11 protein-coding genes are annotated in these 18,273 nt (G+C 64.1%); 9 read left to right on the top strand and 2 right to left on the bottom strand.

What is annotated here, in order from left to right; translation table 11 throughout:
* The first annotated feature begins 59 nt into the window (after window positions 1-59).
* From CAY82_RS14475 to CAY82_RS14435, 8 genes are all read left to right on the top strand, one after another.
* Complete coding sequence (locus CAY82_RS14475) at window positions 60-1,256, top strand: amino acid aminotransferase (RefSeq protein WP_063915003.1); 1,197 nt, start codon at window positions 60-62, stop codon at window positions 1,254-1,256.
* Window positions 1,257-1,602: 346 nt separating this feature from the next.
* Window positions 1,603-2,883, top strand: a complete 1,281-nt coding sequence (locus tag CAY82_RS14470; protein ID WP_087501821.1) for a serine/threonine transporter — start codon at window positions 1,603-1,605, stop codon at window positions 2,881-2,883.
* 168 nt (window positions 2,884-3,051) lie between these two features.
* On the top strand, window positions 3,052-3,552 hold the full coding sequence (gene tpx / locus CAY82_RS14465; protein WP_046615428.1) for a thiol peroxidase: 501 nt from the start codon (window positions 3,052-3,054) through the stop codon (window positions 3,550-3,552).
* A 342-nt stretch (window positions 3,553-3,894) separates the two neighbouring features.
* Window positions 3,895-5,202, top strand: a complete 1,308-nt coding sequence (locus CAY82_RS14455) for an MdtA/MuxA family multidrug efflux RND transporter periplasmic adaptor subunit (protein WP_087501820.1) — start codon at window positions 3,895-3,897, stop codon at window positions 5,200-5,202.
* Window positions 5,199-8,297, top strand: a complete 3,099-nt coding sequence (locus CAY82_RS14450) for an MdtB/MuxB family multidrug efflux RND transporter permease subunit (RefSeq protein WP_087501819.1) — start codon at window positions 5,199-5,201, stop codon at window positions 8,295-8,297. The genes CAY82_RS14455 and CAY82_RS14450 overlap by 4 nt, the downstream gene beginning before the upstream one ends.
* Window positions 8,294-11,401, top strand: coding sequence for an efflux RND transporter permease subunit (locus CAY82_RS14445; protein ID WP_087501818.1), 3,108 nt, complete (start codon window positions 8,294-8,296; stop codon window positions 11,399-11,401). Before CAY82_RS14450 ends, CAY82_RS14445 begins: the two co-directional genes overlap by 4 nt.
* Window positions 11,398-12,885, top strand: coding sequence for an efflux transporter outer membrane subunit (locus CAY82_RS14440; protein WP_087501817.1), 1,488 nt, complete (start codon window positions 11,398-11,400; stop codon window positions 12,883-12,885). Before CAY82_RS14445 ends, CAY82_RS14440 begins: the two co-directional genes overlap by 4 nt.
* Window positions 12,886-13,162: 277 nt before the next feature.
* A complete protein-coding gene (locus CAY82_RS14435; protein WP_087501816.1) occupies window positions 13,163-15,253 on the top strand; it encodes a bifunctional diguanylate cyclase/phosphodiesterase in 2,091 nt (696 codons plus the stop codon).
* Here the strand turns inward: CAY82_RS14435 and CAY82_RS14430 are convergent.
* The gene (locus CAY82_RS14430) at window positions 15,250-15,510 is read right to left on the bottom strand and encodes a DUF1652 domain-containing protein (RefSeq protein WP_087501815.1); all 261 of its coding nucleotides are present in this window, start codon (window positions 15,508-15,510) and stop codon (window positions 15,250-15,252) included. The two genes, CAY82_RS14435 and CAY82_RS14430, sit on opposite strands and share 4 nt — an antisense overlap.
* A 275-nt stretch (window positions 15,511-15,785) precedes the next feature.
* Window positions 15,786-16,433, bottom strand: a complete 648-nt coding sequence (locus CAY82_RS14425; protein WP_087501814.1) for a DUF1345 domain-containing protein — start codon at window positions 16,431-16,433, stop codon at window positions 15,786-15,788.
* A gap of 180 nt (window positions 16,434-16,613) precedes the next feature.
* Here CAY82_RS14425 and pgm point away from each other — a divergent pair, with 180 nt between their 5' ends.
* Window positions 16,614-18,251, top strand: coding sequence for a phosphoglucomutase (alpha-D-glucose-1,6-bisphosphate-dependent) (pgm, locus tag CAY82_RS14420; RefSeq protein WP_087501813.1), 1,638 nt, complete (start codon window positions 16,614-16,616; stop codon window positions 18,249-18,251).
* The last annotated feature ends 22 nt before the right edge of the window (window positions 18,252-18,273 follow it).

The raw sequence follows: 18,273 nt of genomic DNA, 5'->3' as shown, positions 1-18,273 counted from the left end.
ACTCCGGGTATGCTCAGGGCTGCCTTTTCGAACTGTCCTGATCCAAGGAGCTGCACGCTGTGTTCAAACATGTCGATGCCTATGCCGGCGACCCGATCCTCTCGTTGATGGAAACCTTCAAGGCCGACCCGCGTGCCGACAAGGTCAACCTGAGTATCGGCCTTTATTACGATGAGGCCGGCGTGGTTCCGCAACTGGCGGCTGTGGATGCGGTGGAAAAACGCATCGCCGGCCAGGACCACGAAGCCTCGCTGTACCTGCCGATGGAAGGCCTGGCCAGTTACCGCCAGGCGATCCAGGCGCTGCTGTTCGGTGCGGATCATCCGGCTGTGACCGGCGGTCGCGTCGCCACCGTGCAGACCGTGGGTGGCTCCGGCGCCCTGAAAGTCGGTGCCGACTTCCTCAAGCGCTACTTCCCGCAGTCCGAAGTCTGGGTCAGCAATCCGACCTGGGACAACCATCGCGCCATCTTCGAAGGTGCCGGTTTCAAGGTGCATACCTACCCGTACTTCGACCAGGCCACCCGTGGCGTGGACTTCGATGGCATGCTGGCCACCCTGCAGACCCTGCCGGCCAACAGCGTGGTGCTGCTGCACCCGTGCTGCCACAACCCCACCGGTGCCGACCTGGAACAGCACCAGTGGCAGCAAGTGGTTGAAGTGGTCAAGGCACGGCAACTGATCCCGTTCCTCGACATCGCCTACCAGGGCTTTGCCGAAGGCCTGGTGGAAGACGCCTACGCCATCCGCGAAATGGCCCGCGCCGGCGTGCCGTGCCTGGTCAGCAACTCGTTCTCGAAGATCTTCTCGCTGTACGGCGAGCGGGTCGGTGGCCTGTCGGTGGTCTGTGACGATGATGCCACTGCCCAGAGCGTGCTCGGCCAGCTCAAGGCTACCGTGCGCCGCAACTACTCCAGCCCGCCCAACTTCGGCGCCCAGCTGGTCGCTGGCGTGCTCAGCGATGCCGCCCTCAATGCCCAGTGGGCCGAGGAAGTCGAAGTGATGCGCAAGCGTATCCTCGACATGCGCCAGGCGCTGGTCGATGCCCTGGCCGTGCTGCTGCCGGGCCAGGACTTCCAGTTCTTCCTGCGCCAGCGCGGCATGTTCAGCTACACCGGCTTCAGCGTCGAGCAGGTGCGCCGTCTGCGTGACGAGTTCGGCGTGTACCTGATCGACAGCGGCCGTGTATGCATGTCCGGCCTGCGCCCGGCCAACCTGCAACGGGTTGCCGAAGCGTTCGCCGCCGTCCAGAAGTAACGCCGCACGGGGCCGCTTCTGTGGGGTGCGGCCTCTGTAGGAGCGGCCTTGTGTCGCGAAAGGGCCGCAAAGCGGCCCCGGCAATATTCGCGGCGAAGCTGCAAACGTTGGGGGCGCTGCGCACCCCTTTCGCGACACAAGGCCGCTCCTACACCTGTCAAATTCCTCCTGCAGTCCACCGGCATAACCCGCTTGTAAAGACAAGTGCAACCGCTCCTCGGAAAAGGGCTTCGCAAGTGCAACCTTTCCGTGCACAATCGCGCTCCCTTTTTCGGTTGAGTTGGGCGAAACGTCTATTTCGCCATTCTCAGCCTGTTGCAGTCTTGCGAGTGGAGCTTCACCCGGAATGAATGAGCAGGCCCCAAGCGTTGAACAACGCTTTGCAGAATCGACCCCCGCCACCCTCGGCAGCTGGTCGCGTCACGACACCACCTGGATGCTGGGCCTGTTCGGCACAGCGATCGGCGCCGGAACCCTGTTCCTGCCGATCAACGCCGGCCTTGGCGGCTTCTGGCCGTTGTTGATCCTGGCCATACTGGCTTTCCCGATGACCTATTTCGCTCACCGCGGGCTGACCCGTTTCGTCCTTTCCGGGCGCGACGGTGGCGACATCACCGAAGTGGTCAAGGAGCACTTCGGCATTACTGCTGGCGCCTCGATCACCGTGCTGTACTTCTTCGCGATCTTCCCGATCCTGCTTATCTATAGCGTGGCGCTGACCAACACCGTGTCCAGCTTCATGGAGCACCAACTGCACATGCAGCCGCCGCCACGGGCCATCCTGTCGTTCGTGCTGATCCTCGGTCTGCTGGCCATCGTGCGCTGCGGGGAGCAGGCCACGGTCAAGGTCATGAGCCTGCTGGTCTACCCGTTCATCGTTGCCCTGGCGTTGCTGGGCCTGTACCTGGTGCCGCACTGGACTGGTGGCATTCTCGACAGCGCCACCCAGGTACCGTCGACCTCGGCCTTCCTGCACACCCTGTGGCTGGCGATTCCGGTGATGGTGTTCTCGTTCAACCACTCGCCGATCATCTCCGCCTTTGCCGTCGACCAGAAGCGCCGCTACGGCGAACATGCCGATGAGCGTAGCGGCCAGATCCTGCGCCGTGCCCACCTGCTGATGGTGGTGATGGTGCTGTTCTTCGTGTTCAGCTGCGTGCTCACCCTGAGCAGCGCCCAGCTGGCCGAGGCCAAGGCGCAGAACCTGTCGATCCTGTCTTACCTGGCCAACCACTTCAGCAACCCGACCATCGCGTTCGCTGCGCCGCTGATCGCCTTCGTGGCCATCGCCAAGTCGTTCCTCGGCCACTACATCGGCGCCAGCGAAGGCCTGAAGGGCATCATCACCAAGGCCGGCGCCCGCCCGGGCGCCAAGGCCCTTGACCGCGTGGTTGCCGCGCTGATGCTGGTGGTGTGCTGGATCGTCGCCACCCTCAACCCAAGCATCCTCGGCATGATTGAGTCGCTCGGTGGCCCGATCCTCGCGGTGCTGCTGTTCCTGATGCCGATGTACGCCATTCGCCGCGTGCCGTCGATGCGCAAGTACAGCGGTGCGGCCTCCAACGTGTTCGTGGTGGTGGTCGGCCTGGTTGCGCTGACTTCGGTGGTATACGGCCTGCTGGGCTGATACGCCGCCTGCAACATGTAATGCCCGGGTCGCTTGTCCGCCACCCGGGCATTTTTTTGTCCACAAGAATTGTCTGGCAATAGAACAATTTCGCCTGCCCCCATAGGCACCCGGCCGCCTTCATGCTTAACTCATTATCCTTTTCAAACCCCGCATAAGGATTTCGTCATGGCTCAAGTGACTCTCAAAGGCAACCCGGTTCAGGTCAAAGGCGAGCTGCCGAAAACCGGCGCCCAGGCTCCGGCTTTCTCCCTGGTCGGTGAAGGCCTTGCTGACAAGTCGCTGAAAGACTACGCAGGCAAGCGCAAGGTGCTGAACATCTTCCCGAGCGTCGACACCCCGACCTGCGCCACCTCCGTGCGCAAGTTCAACGCCCAGGCCAACGATGTGGCCAACACCGTGGTGCTGTGCATCTCCGCCGACCTGCCGTTTGCCCAGGCACGTTTCTGCGGCGCCGAAGGCCTGGACAACGTGAAGAACCTGTCGACCCTGCGTGGCCGTGAGTTCCTCGAAAACTACGGCGTGGCCATCGCTGATGGCCCGCTGGCCGGCCTGGCCGCCCGTGCCGTGGTAGTGCTGGACGAAAACGACAAGGTGCTGCACAGCGAGCTGGTTGGCGAAATCGCTGATGAGCCGAACTACGATGCAGCGCTGGCTGTACTGAAGTGATGGTTGTGCGGCAGGGCAGCTGAATACTGCTCTGGCCCCTTCGCGGGTAAACCCGCTCCCACAGGGATATCACAGCCTTTGAAACCTGTGCCGTACCTGTGGGAGCGGGTTCACCCGCGAAGAGGCCGGCACAGGCAGCGGAAACCTTTAGCCCGCCACCTGCTCAAAGCAACACCCTGTAAACGGCCCGGAACGCGTTCCGGGCCGTTTTCATTTAAAGTTCAACCCCTTGGCAACGTCAGGCAAAGGTAAACCTCTGGTAAAGGCGCTTTGCTAAAGCGATGCCAGTGCTTATCGTTCATCCTCCCCAAGTCGTCATTCCGAACAAGGTTCGTTCAACCCATGCAAGCGTCCAATTCCCGTTCCCCTCGTCGCTGGTTCGTCGGCCTGCTGGTCCTGCTGCTGGTGGCTGCACTGGCCTGGTGGCTGTGGCCCGCAGCGACGCCTGCGCATAAGGAAGCCAGTGGCGGGCGCGGTGGCAAGGGCATGGGCATGATGGGCGGCCGCCCGGGCTTCGGCAGCTCCAGCGACCCGGTGCCGGTGCGCGTCGAGCCGGTGCGGGTGGGTGACTTCCCCCTGTACTACAAGGCCCTGGGTACAGTCACCGCGACCAACACTGTCAACGTGCGCAGCCGCGTGGCTGGCGAACTGGTAAAAATCCACTTCAAGGAAGGCCAGCAGGTCAAGGCCGGCGACCTGCTCGCCGAGATCGACCCGCGCCCTTACCGCATCGCCCTGCAACAGGCCGAAGGCACCCTGGCGCAGAACCAGGCACAGCTGAAGAACGCCCAGGTCGACCTGGCCCGCTACAAGGGCCTGTACGCCGAAGACAGTATCGCCAAGCAAACCCTCGATACCGCCGAAGCGCAGGTGGCTCAGTTCCAGGGGCTGGTGAAGACCAACCAGGCGCAGGTCAACGACGCCCGCCTGAACCTCGATTTCACCCAGATCCGCGCGCCGATCAACGGCCGCGTGGGCCTGCGCCAGCTCGACCTGGGCAACCTGGTGGCGGCGAACGACACCACCGCACTGGTGGTGATCACCCAGACCGAGCCGATCAGCGTTGCCTTCACCCTGCCGGAAACCGAGCTGAGCACCGTGCTGGAGCGCTACCGCAGCGGCGCCAGCCTGCCGGTCGAGGCCTGGGACCGCAGTGACAGCAAGCTGCAAGCCACCGGCGTGCTGGGCAGCATCGACAACCAGATCGACACCACCACCGGCACCCTCAAGTTCAAGGGCCGCTTCGAGAACAAGGACCTGGCCCTGTTCCCCAACCAGTTCGTCAACGTGCGCCTGCTGGCCGACACCCTCAAGCAGGTGACCATGGCCCCGGCGGCGGCTATCCAGTTCGGCAACGACGGCACCTTCGCCTATGTGGTCAACGCCGAGAGCAAGGTGAATGTGCGAAAGCTCAAGGTGGGGGCCAGCGATGGCGAGAACAGCGTTATCCTCGAAGGCCTGAAGGCCGGCGACCGCCTGGTGCTGGAAGGCACCGACCGCCTGCGCGAAGGCACCAAGGTGGAAGTGGTCGAAGACAGCTCGCAAGTGCCGACCACACCGGGTCAGCAGCTGCAAGGCCAGGAAGCCAAGGGGGCGGCGCAAGCTGGTGAAGCACAGTCTGGCAAAGCAGCAGGCAAGGCGGGCGCATGAACCTCTCGCGTCTGTTCATCCTGCGGCCGGTTGCCACCACGCTAAGCATGCTGGCCATCGTCCTGGCCGGCCTGATCGCCTACAAGCTGCTGCCGGTTTCTGCCTTGCCGCAGGTGGATTACCCGACCATTCGGGTCATGACCCTGTACCCCGGCGCCAGCCCACAGGTCATGACCAGCGCCGTTACCGCGCCGCTGGAACGCCAGTTCGGCCAGATGCCGGGCCTGGAGCAGATGGCCTCGACCAGCTCCGGCGGCGCCTCGGTGCTGACCTTGCGCTTCAACCTCGACATGAACATGGACGTTGCCGAGCAACAGGTGCAGGCCGCGATCAACGCCGCCAGCAACCTGCTGCCCAGCGACCTGCCGGCGCCACCGGTGTACAACAAGGTCAACCCGGCCGACACCCCGGTGCTGACCCTGGCCATCTCCAGCAAGACCATGCCGTTGCCAAAGCTCAACGACCTGGTCGATACCCGTGTGGCACAGAAGCTCGCGCAGATCAGCGGTGTGGGCATGGTCAGCATCGCCGGCGGCCAGCGCCAGGCGGTGCGGATCAAGGTCAACGTCGATGCCCTGGCCGCCAACGGCCTGAACCTGGATGACGTACGCACCCTGATCGGCGCCTCCAACGTCAACCAGCCCAAGGGCAACTTCGACGGCCCGACCCGGGTGTCTATGCTCGACGCCAACGACCAGCTGCGCTCCCCTGAGGAATACGCCAACCTGATCCTGGCCTACAACAACGGCGCGCCACTGCGTCTCAAGGATGTGGCCGAAATCGTCGACGGTGCCGAAAACGAGCGCCTGGCTGCCTGGGCCAATGAAAACCATGCAGTGCTGCTCAATATCCAGCGCCAGCCGGGCGCCAACGTCATCGAAGTGGTCGACCGCATCAAGGCCCTGCTGCCGTCGATCACCGACAACCTGCCGGCCGGCCTCGATGTTTCGGTGCTCACCGACCGCACACAGACCATCCGCGCCGCGGTCAAGGACGTGCAGCACGAACTGCTGATCGCCATCGCCCTGGTGGTAATGGTCACCTTCGTCTTTCTGCGCCGCTTCAGTGCCACCCTTATTCCGTCAATTGCCGTGCCACTGTCGCTGATCGGCACCTTTGGCGTGATGTACCTGGCCGGCTTCTCGGTCAACAACCTGACGCTGATGGCCCTGACCATCGCCACCGGCTTCGTGGTCGACGATGCTATCGTCATGCTGGAGAACATCTCCCGGCACATCGAGGAGGGCGAGACGCCTATGCAGGCGGCGCTCAAGGGCGCCCGGCAAATCGGTTTCACCCTGGTCTCGCTGACCTTCTCGCTGATTGCGGTACTGATCCCGCTGCTGTTCATGGCCGATGTGGTCGGCCGCCTGTTCCGCGAGTTCGCCATCACCCTGGCGGTGGCCATCCTGATTTCCCTGGTGGTTTCGCTGACCCTGACGCCGATGATGTGCGCGCGCCTGCTCAAGCGCGAGCCCAAGAAGGAAGAACAGGGCCGTTTCTACCGTGCCAGTGGCGCCTGGATCGACTGGCTGATCAGGCACTACGGCAGCGCCCTGCAGTGGGTACTCAAGCGCCAGCCGCTTACACTGCTGGTGGCCGTGGCCAGCCTGGTACTCACCGTGTTCCTGTACATGGTGGTGCCCAAGGGCTTCTTCCCGGTGCAGGACACCGGGGTGATCCAGGGGATTTCCGAAGCGCCGCAGTCCACCTCGTTCGCCGCCATGAGCGAACGCCAGCAGGCCCTGAGCAGGGTGATCCTGCAGGACCCGGCGGTGCAGAGCCTGTCGTCCTACATCGGCGTCGACGGTGACAATGCCACGCTCAACAGCGGTCGCCTGCTGATCAATCTCAAGCCTCATGGCGAGCGTGATGTCACTGCCAGCGAGGTGATCAATCGCCTGCAGCCGCAAGTCGATCGTCTGGTGGGCATCCGCCTGTTCATGCAGCCGGTACAGGACCTGAGCATCGAGGACCGGGTCAGCCGTACCCAATACCAGTTCAGCCTGTCGTCGCCGGATGCCGAGCTGCTGGCGCAGTGGAGCGGCAAGCTGGTGCAGGCGCTACAGCAGCGCCCGGAGCTGGCCGACGTGGCCAGCGACCTGCAGGACAAGGGACTGCAGGTGTACCTGGTGATCGATCGCGACATGGCCAGCCGCTTGGGCATCAGTGTGTCGCAGATCACCAACGCCCTGTACGACGCCTTTGGCCAGCGCCAGATCTCGACCATCTACACCCAGGCCAGCCAGTACCGCGTGGTGCTGCAGTCGCAGGATGCGGCGGCTATGGGCCCGCAGGCGCTGGAGTCGATCCACGTCAAGGCCGCCGATGGTGGCCAGGTGCGCCTGTCGGCGCTGGCGCGCATCGAGCAGCGCCAGGCCCAACTGGCCATTTCCCACATCGGCCAGTTCCCGGCGGTGACCCTGTCATTCAACCTGGCCCACGGCGCGTCGCTGGGCGAGGCGGTGCAGGTGATCGAGCAGGTGCAAAAGGTTATCGGCATGCCGCTGGGCGTGCAGACCCGCTTCCAGGGCGCGGCGCAGGCCTTCCAGGCATCGTTGTCGAGCACCTTGCTGCTGATCCTGGCCGCAGTGGTGACCATGTACATCGTGCTGGGCGTGCTGTACGAGAGCTACATCCACCCGGTGACCATTCTTTCGACCCTGCCGTCGGCGGCGGTCGGCGCCTTGCTGGCCTTGCTCATCAGCGGCAACGACCTGGGCATGATCGCCATCATCGGTATCATCCTGCTGATCGGCATCGTCAAGAAGAACGCGATCATGATGATTGACTTCGCCCTTGAGGCCGAGCGCCAGCAGGGCATGAGCCCGCGCGATGCCATCTACCAGGCGGCGCTGCTGCGCTTCCGGCCGATCCTGATGACCACCCTGGCCGCGTTGTTCGGCGCCGTGCCGCTGATGCTCGCCACCGGTTCCGGTGCAGAGCTGCGCCAGCCGCTGGGCCTGGTGATGGTCGGCGGGTTGCTGGTCAGCCAGGTGCTGACGCTGTTCACCACCCCGGTCATCTACCTGTACTTCGACCGCCTGGCCCGGCGCTGGCGCCCGGCCACTGACGTGAAGCAGGTCGAGGCATGAACCTGTCCGGTCCTTTCATCCGTCGCCCAGTGGCGACCATGCTGTTGAGCCTGGCGATCATGCTGCTGGGCGGGGTCAGCTTCGGCCTGTTGCCGGTGGCGCCGCTGCCGCAGATGGATTTCCCGGTGATAGTGGTGTCTGCCAACCTGTCTGGCGCCAGCCCAGAGGTGATGGCGTCGACGGTGGCCACGCCGCTGGAGCGCAAGCTGGGCAGCATTGCCGGGGTAACCACGCTGACCAGCAGTTCCAACCAGGGCTCTACACGGGTGATCATCGGCTTCGAGATGGGCCGCGACATCGACGGTGCTGCCCGCGAGGTGCAGGCGGCGATCAACGCCACCCGCAACTTGCTGCCCAGCGGTATGCGTAGCATGCCCACCTACAAGAAGATCAACCCGTCACAGGCACCGATCATGGTGCTGTCGCTGACCTCGGACGTGCTGCAGAAAGGCCAGCTGTACGACCTGGCCGACACCATCCTGTCGCAGAGCCTGGCCCAGGTGCCGGGGGTAGGGGAGGTGCAGATCGGCGGCAGTTCGTTGCCGGCGGTGCGCATTGCCGTCGAGCCGCAATTGCTCAACCAGTACGGCCTGTCGCTGGATGAAGTACGCACGGCGGTATCCAACGCCAACCAGCGTCGGCCGATGGGCTTTGTCGAGGACGCCGAGCGCAGTTGGCAGGTACGTGCCAACGACCAACTGGAAAGCGCCAAGGACTATGAGCCGGTGGTGATCCGCCAGCAGAACGGCACCATCCTGCGGCTGTCCGATGTGGCGACCATCACCGACGGCGTTGAGAACCGCTACAACAGCGGCTTCTTCAATGACCAGAGCGCGGTGCTGCTGGTGGTCAACCGCCAGACCGGCGCCAACATCATCGAAACGGTCGACCAGATCAAGGCGCAGTTGCCGGCCCTGCAGTCGCTGCTGCCGGCCAGCGTGCAACTGAACGTGGCCATGGACCGCTCGCCAGTGATCAAGGCCACCCTCAAGGAAGCCGAGCACACCCTGCTGATTGCTGTGGTGCTGGTTATCCTGGTGGTCTACCTGTTCCTCGGTAGCCTGCGTGCCTCGCTGATCCCCAGCCTGGCGGTGCCGGTGTCGCTGGTGGGCACCTTCGCGGTCATGTACCTGTGTGGTTTCTCGCTCAACAACCTGTCGCTGATGGCGCTGATCCTCGCCACCGGCCTGGTGGTGGACGACGCCATCGTGGTGCTGGAGAACATCTCCCGGCATATCGAAGATGGCCAGCCGCCGATGAAGGCGGCCTTCCTTGGTGCCAGGGAGGTGGGTTTCACCTTGCTGTCCATGAACGTGTCGCTGGTGGCGGTGTTCGTCTCCATCCTGTTCATGGGTGGTATCGTGCGCAACCTGTTCCAGGAGTTCTCCATCACCCTGGCGGCGGCGATCATCGTGTCGCTGGTGGTGTCGCTGACCCTCACGCCGATGCTGTGCGCCCGCTGGCTCAAGCCGCACCAGGCCGAACAGACCCGCCTGCAACGCTGGAGCGAGCAGTTGCACCAGCGCATGGTCGATGCCTATGACCGTAGCCTGGGCTGGGCATTGCGCCACAAGCGCCTGACCCTGTTCAGCCTGCTGGCCACCATCGGCATCAACATCGCCCTGTATGTGGTGGTGCCCAAGACATTGATGCCGCAGCAGGACACCGGCCAGCTGATTGGCTTCATCCGCGGCGACGACGGTCTGTCGTTCAGTGTGATGCAGCCGAAAATGGAAGTTTATCGTCGCGCCTTGCTGGCCGACCCGGCGGTGCAGAGCGTTGCCGGTTTCATTGGCGGCAACAGCGGGACCAACAATGCCTTTGTGTTAGTACGCCTGAAGCCGATCAGCGAGCGCAAGATCGATGCGCAGAAGGTGATCGAGCGCCTGCGCAAGGAAATGCCCAAGGTACCCGGTGGGCGCCTGTTCCTGATGGCCGACCAGGACCTGCAGTTGGGCGGCGGCGGCCGTGACCAGACCTCTTCGCAGTACCTGTACTCCCTGCAGAGCGGCGACCTGGCGGCGTTGCGCGAATGGTTCCCGAAAGTGGTGGCGGCGTTGCGTGCACTGCCGCAGCTGACTGCCATCGACGCCCGCGACGGTGCTGGCACCCAGCAGGTGACCCTGGTGGTCGACCGCGACCAGGCCAAGCGCCTGGGTATCGACATGGACATGGTCACCACGGTACTGAACAATGCCTACAGCCAGCGGCAGATTTCCACCATCTACGACAGCCTCAACCAGTACCAGGTGGTGCTGGAGATCAATCCGAAGTACGCCTGGGACCCGAGCACCCTCGAGCAGGTGCAGGTGATTACCGCCGACGGTGCCCGCGTACCGCTGTCGACCATCGCCCACTACGAGAACAGCCTGGCCAACGACCGGGTCAGCCACGAAGGCCAGTTCGCCGCCGAAAGCATCGCCTTCGATGTCGCCGAAGGCTACAGCCCCGACCAGGCGATGGCGGCGCTGGAGCGTGCGGTGGCCAAGCTGGGCTTGCCCGAGGAAGTGATCGCCAAGCTCGGTGGTACCGCCGATGCCTTCGCCAAGACCCAGGAAGGCCAGCCCCTGATGATTCTTGGTGCACTGGTGCTGGTTTACCTGGTGCTGGGTATCCTCTACGAAAGCTACATTCACCCACTGACCATCCTCTCGACACTGCCCTCGGCCGGCGTCGGAGCCTTGCTGGCGCTGTACGTCACCGGTGGCGAGTTCAGCCTGATCTCGCTGTTGGGACTGTTCCTGCTGATTGGTGTGGTGAAGAAGAACGCCATCCTGATGATCGACCTGGCCTTGCAGCTGGAGCGCCACCAGGGCCTGACACCGGAAGAGTCGATCCGCCGCGCTTGCCTGCTACGGCTGCGACCGATCCTGATGACTACCCTGGCGGCCATCCTCGGTGCCTTGCCGCTGCTGTTGAGCCGCGCCGAAGGTGCGGAAATGCGCCAGCCGCTTGGCCTGACCATCATTGGCGGCCTGGTGTTCAGCCAGATCCTCACCCTTTACACGACACCGGTGGTCTACCTGTACCTGGACCGCCTGCGTCACCGTTTCAACCGTTGGCGCGGCGTGCGCACCGACGCCGCCCTGGAAACCCCGCTATGACTTTTGCCCAGACCCCAGTTCACCGTGCCCTGCAGACGCTGACCCGTGGGCGTGGCTCGCGCCTGCTCGGCGCCGGGTTGTGCGTCGCCTTGCTCAGCGCCTGCACCCTGAGCCCGGACTACCACCGCCCCGAGCTGAGCAGCGCGGCGCAGTTCAAGCACGCCGCAGGCTGGACCCAGGCTACGCCGTCCGATGCCATTGCCCGCGGCGCCTGGTGGGAAATCTACGGTGATGCCGGGCTCAATGCGCTGGTCGAAGAGCTCAACCGCAGCAACCAGACCGTAGCGCAATCAGAAGCCCAGTACCGTCAGGCCCAGGCGCTGGTGCGCAGCAGCCGGGCGGCGCTGTTCCCCAGCCTGGACCTTAGCGTCGGCAAGACCCGCTCGGCCCAGGGTACCGGTAGTTCCAGCTCGAGCCTGTCCAACAACAGCAGCGGTATTCGCAACACCTACAACGCCCAGCTCGGCGTAAGCTGGGAAATCGACCTGTGGGGCAAGTTGCGCGAGACCCTCAATGCCAACGAAGCCAGTGCCGAAGCCAGCCTTGCCGACCTGGCCTCGATCCGCCTCAGCCAGCAGTCGGAACTGGTGCAGAACTACCTGCAGCTGCGGGTGATCGATGAGCAGAAGCGTCTGCTGGAGGCCACTGTGGCAGCCTATGAGCGCTCGCTGCGGATGAACGAAAACCAGTACCGCGCCGGCGTCGCCGGCGCGGATGCGGTGGCTCAGGCGCGGACCCAGCTGAAGAGCACCCAGGCCGACCTGATCGACCTGGTCTGGCAGCGTGCGCAGTTCGAGAACGCCATTGCCGTGTTGCTGGGCAAGACCCCAGCCGACTTCGCCCTGGCCGACAGCAAGGCCATTCCGGCGCTGCCACAAATTCCGGTGAGCTTGCCATCGCAGTTGCTGGAGCGACGCCCGGACATCGCTGCCGCTGAACGCAATGTGATGGCTGCCAACGCCAACATAGGCGTGTCGCGGGCGGCATATTTTCCGGACTTGAGCCTGAGCATGAGTGGCGGTTATTCCAGCAGCAGCTTCAGCAACTGGGTCGAACTGCCCAACCGCTACTGGTCGGTGGGGCCGCAGCTGGCGTTGACCTTGTTCGACGCCGGCAAGCGCAGCGCCGAGGTGGATCGCACGGTGGCGGTGTATGACCAGACCGTGGCGCAGTACCGCCAGACCGTGCTCGATGGCTTCAAGGAAGTGGAAAACCTGCTGGTTCAGTTGAAGGTGTATGGCGATGAAGCGGTAGTGCGCCAGGAGGCACTGGATGCCGCCCGCGAGTCACTGCGCCTGACCGAGAACCAGTACCGTGCCGGGCTGATCGGCTACCTGGATGTGGTCAACGTACAGACCACTGCACTAAGCAACGAGCGCAGTGTGTTGAACCTGCTGCAGGGGCGCCTGGTGGCCAGCGTGCAGCTAGTTGCCGCGCTGGGCGGTGGCTGGCAGGCCGAACAGGCGTTTGCCGAGCAGGATTGAATTATTCGCAGCGCTTTGTGGGAGCGGCCTTGTTTCGCGAAAGGGCCGCAAAGCGGCCCCAGACTCTCGGTACAATGGCTGATGTTGCTGGGGCTGCTTCGCAGCCCTTTCGCGACACAAGGCCGCTCCCACAAAGGAACGTGCATTCCTGCGTGACCGTATAGCCTCTTCCCTTTGGATCCCTTCCCCCCTTCGCAAAAACCCCGTGCGTTTCGCTTAAGCTTGAGTACAATCGTCAGCTTTTTCCGGGCCTCCCGTCCCGCCGCTGGAACTCCCAATGCTGACCGGTAGCTACTCCTCTTCGCTGGTGTTGATTTCGCTGTGCGTGGCGATCCTGGCGTCCTATACGGCCCTTGACCTGACCGGCCGCATCGCCACGGCGAAAGGCCGGGCTGCTTGCCTCTGGATGGGCGGTGGCGCGTTGGCCATGGGTATCGGCGTGTGGTCGATGCACTTCATCGGCATGCTCGCATTCAGCCTGCCCATCGACCTCGGTTATGACCTCACCCTGACCGCGTCCTCGCTGTTGATTGCCGTCTTGTCATCGGGCTTTGCATTGTGGCTGGTCAGCCAGCCGAGCCTGCCGGGGCTGCAGTTGGGGTTTGGCGCGCTGATCATGGGCGCCGGCATCGCCTGCATGCACTACACCGGCATGGCCGCGCTGCGCATGCTGCCGGGCATCGACTACGACCCGGCGCTGTTCGGTGCTTCGCTGCTGATTGCCGTGGCCGCCTCGGCAGCGGCATTGTGGATCGCCTTCCGTCTTCGCGCACACACACCCTATGTGCGGCAGATTCGCGGCCTGGCGGCGGTGGTGATGGGCCTTGCCATCGTCGGCATGCACTACACCGGCATGGCCGCAGCGAACTTCCCCGAGGGCAGCTTCTGCGGTGCGCTGGCGGGGGGAGGCCTGCAAGGCGACGGCCTGGTCTACCTGGTGCTGATCACCACCCTGGCAGTATTGGCGGTGGCCTTGCTCACCTCTGTGCTGGACGCTCGCCTGGAGGCGCGCACCGCCGAGCTGGCCCGCTCGCTGACCCTGGCTAACCAGGAGCTGACCCAACTGGCCTTGCACGACACCCTCACGGACTTGCCCAACCGTACCCTGCTGGCCGACCGCATCGAACAGGCCATCGCCAAGGTAGCGGAGCAGGGCGGCTGCTTTGCCCTGATGTTCATCGACCTGGACGGCTTCAAACCAGTCAACGATGCCTTTGGTCACCATGTCGGCGACTTGCTGCTCAAGGCAGTGGCGGCGCGCCTGCGCGGTCACCTGCACAGCCAGGACACGCTGGCGCGTATCGGCGGCGACGAATTCGTGCTGCTGGTGGAGCTACGGGAGCCGAACGATGCCATGGATGTGGCGGTCAAGCAGGTCAACCTGGTGTCACGGCCGTTCCGCGTGGCCGAGCATGACCTGCAGCTGACGGCGAGCCTGGGTATCGTCCTTTACCCGGGCAATGGCCAGGATCAGCACGAGTTGTTGCGCAATGCCGACGCCGCCATGTACCACGCCAAGAGCGCCGGCAAGAATGGCTACAGTTTCTTCGACGTGTCGATGAACAGCAACGCCCGCCAGCAATTGCAGCTACTGCAGGACTTGCGCCAGGCTCTGGAGCAGCGTCAGTTCCGCTTGCACTACCAGCCCAAGTTCGACGCCCAGGCCTGCCAGGCGATCGGTGCCGAGGCCTTGCTGCGCTGGGAGCACCCGCAGCAGGGCCTGTTGCTACCTGACCGCTTCATCGGCCTGGCGGAAAAGACCGGCCTGATCATCCCCATTGGCGAGTGGGTGCTCATCGAGGCCTGCCGCCAGATGCGCGAGTGGCTGGACCAAGGGCATCAGGGCTGGCGCATGGCGGTGAACCTGTCGGCCATCCAGTTCTGCCATGCCGGGCTGGTCGAGAGCGTAGCCCGGGCCCTGCAGCAGAACAGCCTGCCGGCCAACTGCCTGACCCTGGAAATTACCGAAACCACGGCCATGCACGACGCCGATGCCAGCCTGACGGTGCTGCAGCGGTTGTCCGACATGGGCGTGGACCTGTCCATCGATGACTTTGGTACCGGCTATTCCAGCCTGATGTACCTAAAGCGCCTGCCGGCCAACGAGCTGAAGATTGACCGCGGTTTCGTGCGCGACCTGGAGCAGGACAGCGACGATGCAGCGATCGTTTCGGCAATCGTGGCGTTGGGCCAGGCGCTGGGCCTGCGTATCGTTGCCGAAGGGGTGGAGACCGACAGGCAGCAGGACTTCCTGACCCGCCTGGGCTGCGATTCGCTGCAAGGCTACCTGCTGGGCGAGCCGGTGCCGGCCGAGCAGTTCATGGGCAAGTTGCAGGCCATGCGCCAGGAAAGCACGGCCGCGGGCTAGACCGCGTCGCGCAATGTGAAGGCGGGCATGAAGGCATCCATCTCCGCCTCGACGGCCTCGATGATGCGCTCTACATCGGCAGCGGCCATGATCGCCGAGCAGGGGATGCCGGCAATCGCCAGCAGGGTTACTCCGGTGGCGCGGTCGAACAGCCGTGCAACCATGCTGCGTGGCGCATCCATGCTGGCTTCGAAGCCCAGTGGGTGGAAATGCCATCGCATCACCTGGCAGGCGTTGGGGAACGTCATCTTGTTCATGCCAGCCTCCTTGTCCGTGTCTGGACGTGGTGAGTGGGTGGCCATATCGATGCGGCCACCGGGAACCTAACCATAGCACCTGCTACGCGTGAGTCTCGGCAACGAATACGACAAATGTGCCAATGCATGACAGCGGTCACATCCTTGTCATGGATGGCGTGTGGCTGACGCCGGCCCGGCAAACGTTTTCCTGGCTCGGTAGCGGCAAATTACCCGGTAGGTTCTCCTGCTTTTATCGATATTCGCCGCACAGTGTTTTCGGACGAGCGGTGCGGTCAACCGAGCAACCCGGCGGCGATATTGATAGTGAATCCCAGGATAGCCGTGTTGAAAACGAACCCCACCAGTGAATGCGCCAGCACCACACGCCGCAGGCCCCGCCCGGCGACGCCCACATCGGAGGTTTGCACGGCCATGCTGATGGTGAACGAGAAGTAGTGGAAGTCCCAGTAGTCGGGGTTGCGCTCGCCATCGGCGAAGCGCAGCGGCGGTTCGTGGCTTTGTCCGGTATAGAACAGCCGGGCGTAGTGCAGGCTGAAAATGCAGCCGATCAGCAGCCAGGAGCCGGCCACGGTCAGGCCGGTGTAGAGGTAGTGCAGGGTCAGGGCTGTGCCTTGCAGGCCACGGCTGGACACCAGTTGCAGGGTGACGGCGGCGAGGCTGGCGATGGCGGCGATGCATACGGTGAGCAGGACTATGCCTGCGTTCTCGTCTTCGATGCGGGCAACCTTGCGGACCCTGTCCGGGCTGGCTGTCCAGCTAAGGTAGAGTACAAGTAGCAGATACAGCCATACACCCAGGTTCCAGCCAGCGAGAATGTGCTGCACGGCATCATCGGCGGGGATCAGCCAAGCGCCCAGCAGGCCGACCATGGTAGCGATGCTCAGGCGCGGGTGGGTGCGGGTCAGGCGGTGGAAAGCCATGGGGCCTCTTTTGCGGGGGGCATGGCTTCTACTCTAGACCGTCATAAGGCAGATGAGCGGCCCATGTAGGCGCGGGCTGCGTGGCCTGATGTTTCTTTGATGCCGCCCATCGCGCGGCATAGCAACTCTCAGTAAACTGCACGCTCCAACACCAACATCCGTTGAACTCGAGGTTTCTGCATGACGCTCAGTCCTTTGGCAGGCAAGCCGGCTCCGGCCAGCGTGCTGGTCGATATTCCCCGACTGCTCACCGCCTACTACACCGGTCGCCCCGATGCTGCCGTGGCGGCCCAGCGGGTGGCCTTCGGCACCTCGGGGCACCGGGGTACTTCGCTTGAGTTGAGTTTCAACGAGTACCATGTCCTGGCCATCACCCAGGCCATCTGCCTGTATCGCCAGGAGAAGGGCATCGATGGCCCGCTGTTCATCGGCGCCGACACCCACGCGCTGTCGGCACCGGCCACCGCCAGTGCCCTGGAAGTGCTGGCGGCCAATGGCGTGCAGGTGATGCTGTCCAAGGACGACGAATACACGCCGACACCTGCGGTTTCCCACGCCATCCTTTGTCATAACCGCGGCCGCACGCAGGGCCTGGCCGACGGCATCGTCATCACTCCGTCGCATAACCCGCCGCAGAGTGGTGGCTTCAAGTACAACCCACCCAATGGCGGCCCGGCCGACAGCGACGTCACCAAGTGGATCGAGGCCAAGGCCAACGAACTGCTGGCCGCTGACCTGGCGGGCGTCAAGCGCATGGCCCATGCCCAGGCGCTACAGGCTTCCACCACCCAGCGCCACGACTACGTGAGCAACTACGTGGCCGATCTGGAGAACGTCATCGACTTCGACGTCATCCGTGGCGCCAAGCTGCGCCTGGGCGTTGACCCGCTGGGCGGGGCAGGGGTGCGCTACTGGTCGGCGATTGCCGAGCGCTACCAGCTGGACCTGGAAGTGGTGAACACCGAGGTCGACCCGACCTTCCGCTTCATGACCGTCGACTGGGACGGCCAGATCCGCATGGACCCGTCCTCGCCGTACGCCATGCAGGGGCTGATCGGCCTGCGCGAACGCTTCGACGTGGCCTTCGCCTGCGACCCGGACCACGACCGCCATGGCATCGTCACCCCGGATGGCCTGCTGCAGCCGAACAACTACCTGGCCGTGGCCATCGACTACCTGTACCGCCACCGCCCGCAATGGCGCAGCGATGCCGCAGTCGGCAAGACCGTGGTCTCCAGCGGCCTGATCGACCGCGTCACCCAGCGCCTGGGGCGTGAACTGTACGAAGTGCCGGTGGGCTTCAAGTTCTTCGCCCAAGGCCTGTTCGACGGCTCGCTGGGCTTTGGGGGCGAGGAGAGTGCGGGGGCTTCGTTCCTGCGCCGCGATGGCTCGGTCTGGGCCACCGACAAGGACGGGCTGATCCCGGCCTTGCTGGCTGCCGAGATGACTGCCCGCACCGGGCGCAACCCGAGCCAGGCCTACGCCGACCTGACCGAGGCGCTGGGCAAGCCGTTCGCCACCCGTGTCGAAGCCAAGGCCGATGCCCGGCAGAAGGCTTTGCTGAGCAAGCTGGCGCCGGAGCAGGTGAAGTCGACCGAGCTGGCGGGTGAGCCGATCGTGCAGATCCTCAGCCATGCACCGGGCAACGGCCAGGCGATTGGCGGGCTGAAGGTGATGACCGCCAATGGCTGGTTCGCCGCGCGCCCTTCGGGCACCGAGGACATCTACAAGATCTACGCCGAAAGCTTCATCGACGAGGCGCACCTGCAGCGCCTGGTGCAGGAAGCGCAGGTGCTGGTGGATGCGGCGATTGCCTGACAGGTAACAAACCGCTTGGTTC

This window comes from Pseudomonas sp. SID14000, from assembly GCF_002165135.1.
GTDB lineage: Bacteria > Pseudomonadota > Gammaproteobacteria > Pseudomonadales > Pseudomonadaceae > Aquipseudomonas.
The sequence above is the reverse complement of the archived record's forward strand: the minus strand, read 5'-3'. Positions and strand labels throughout refer to the sequence as shown.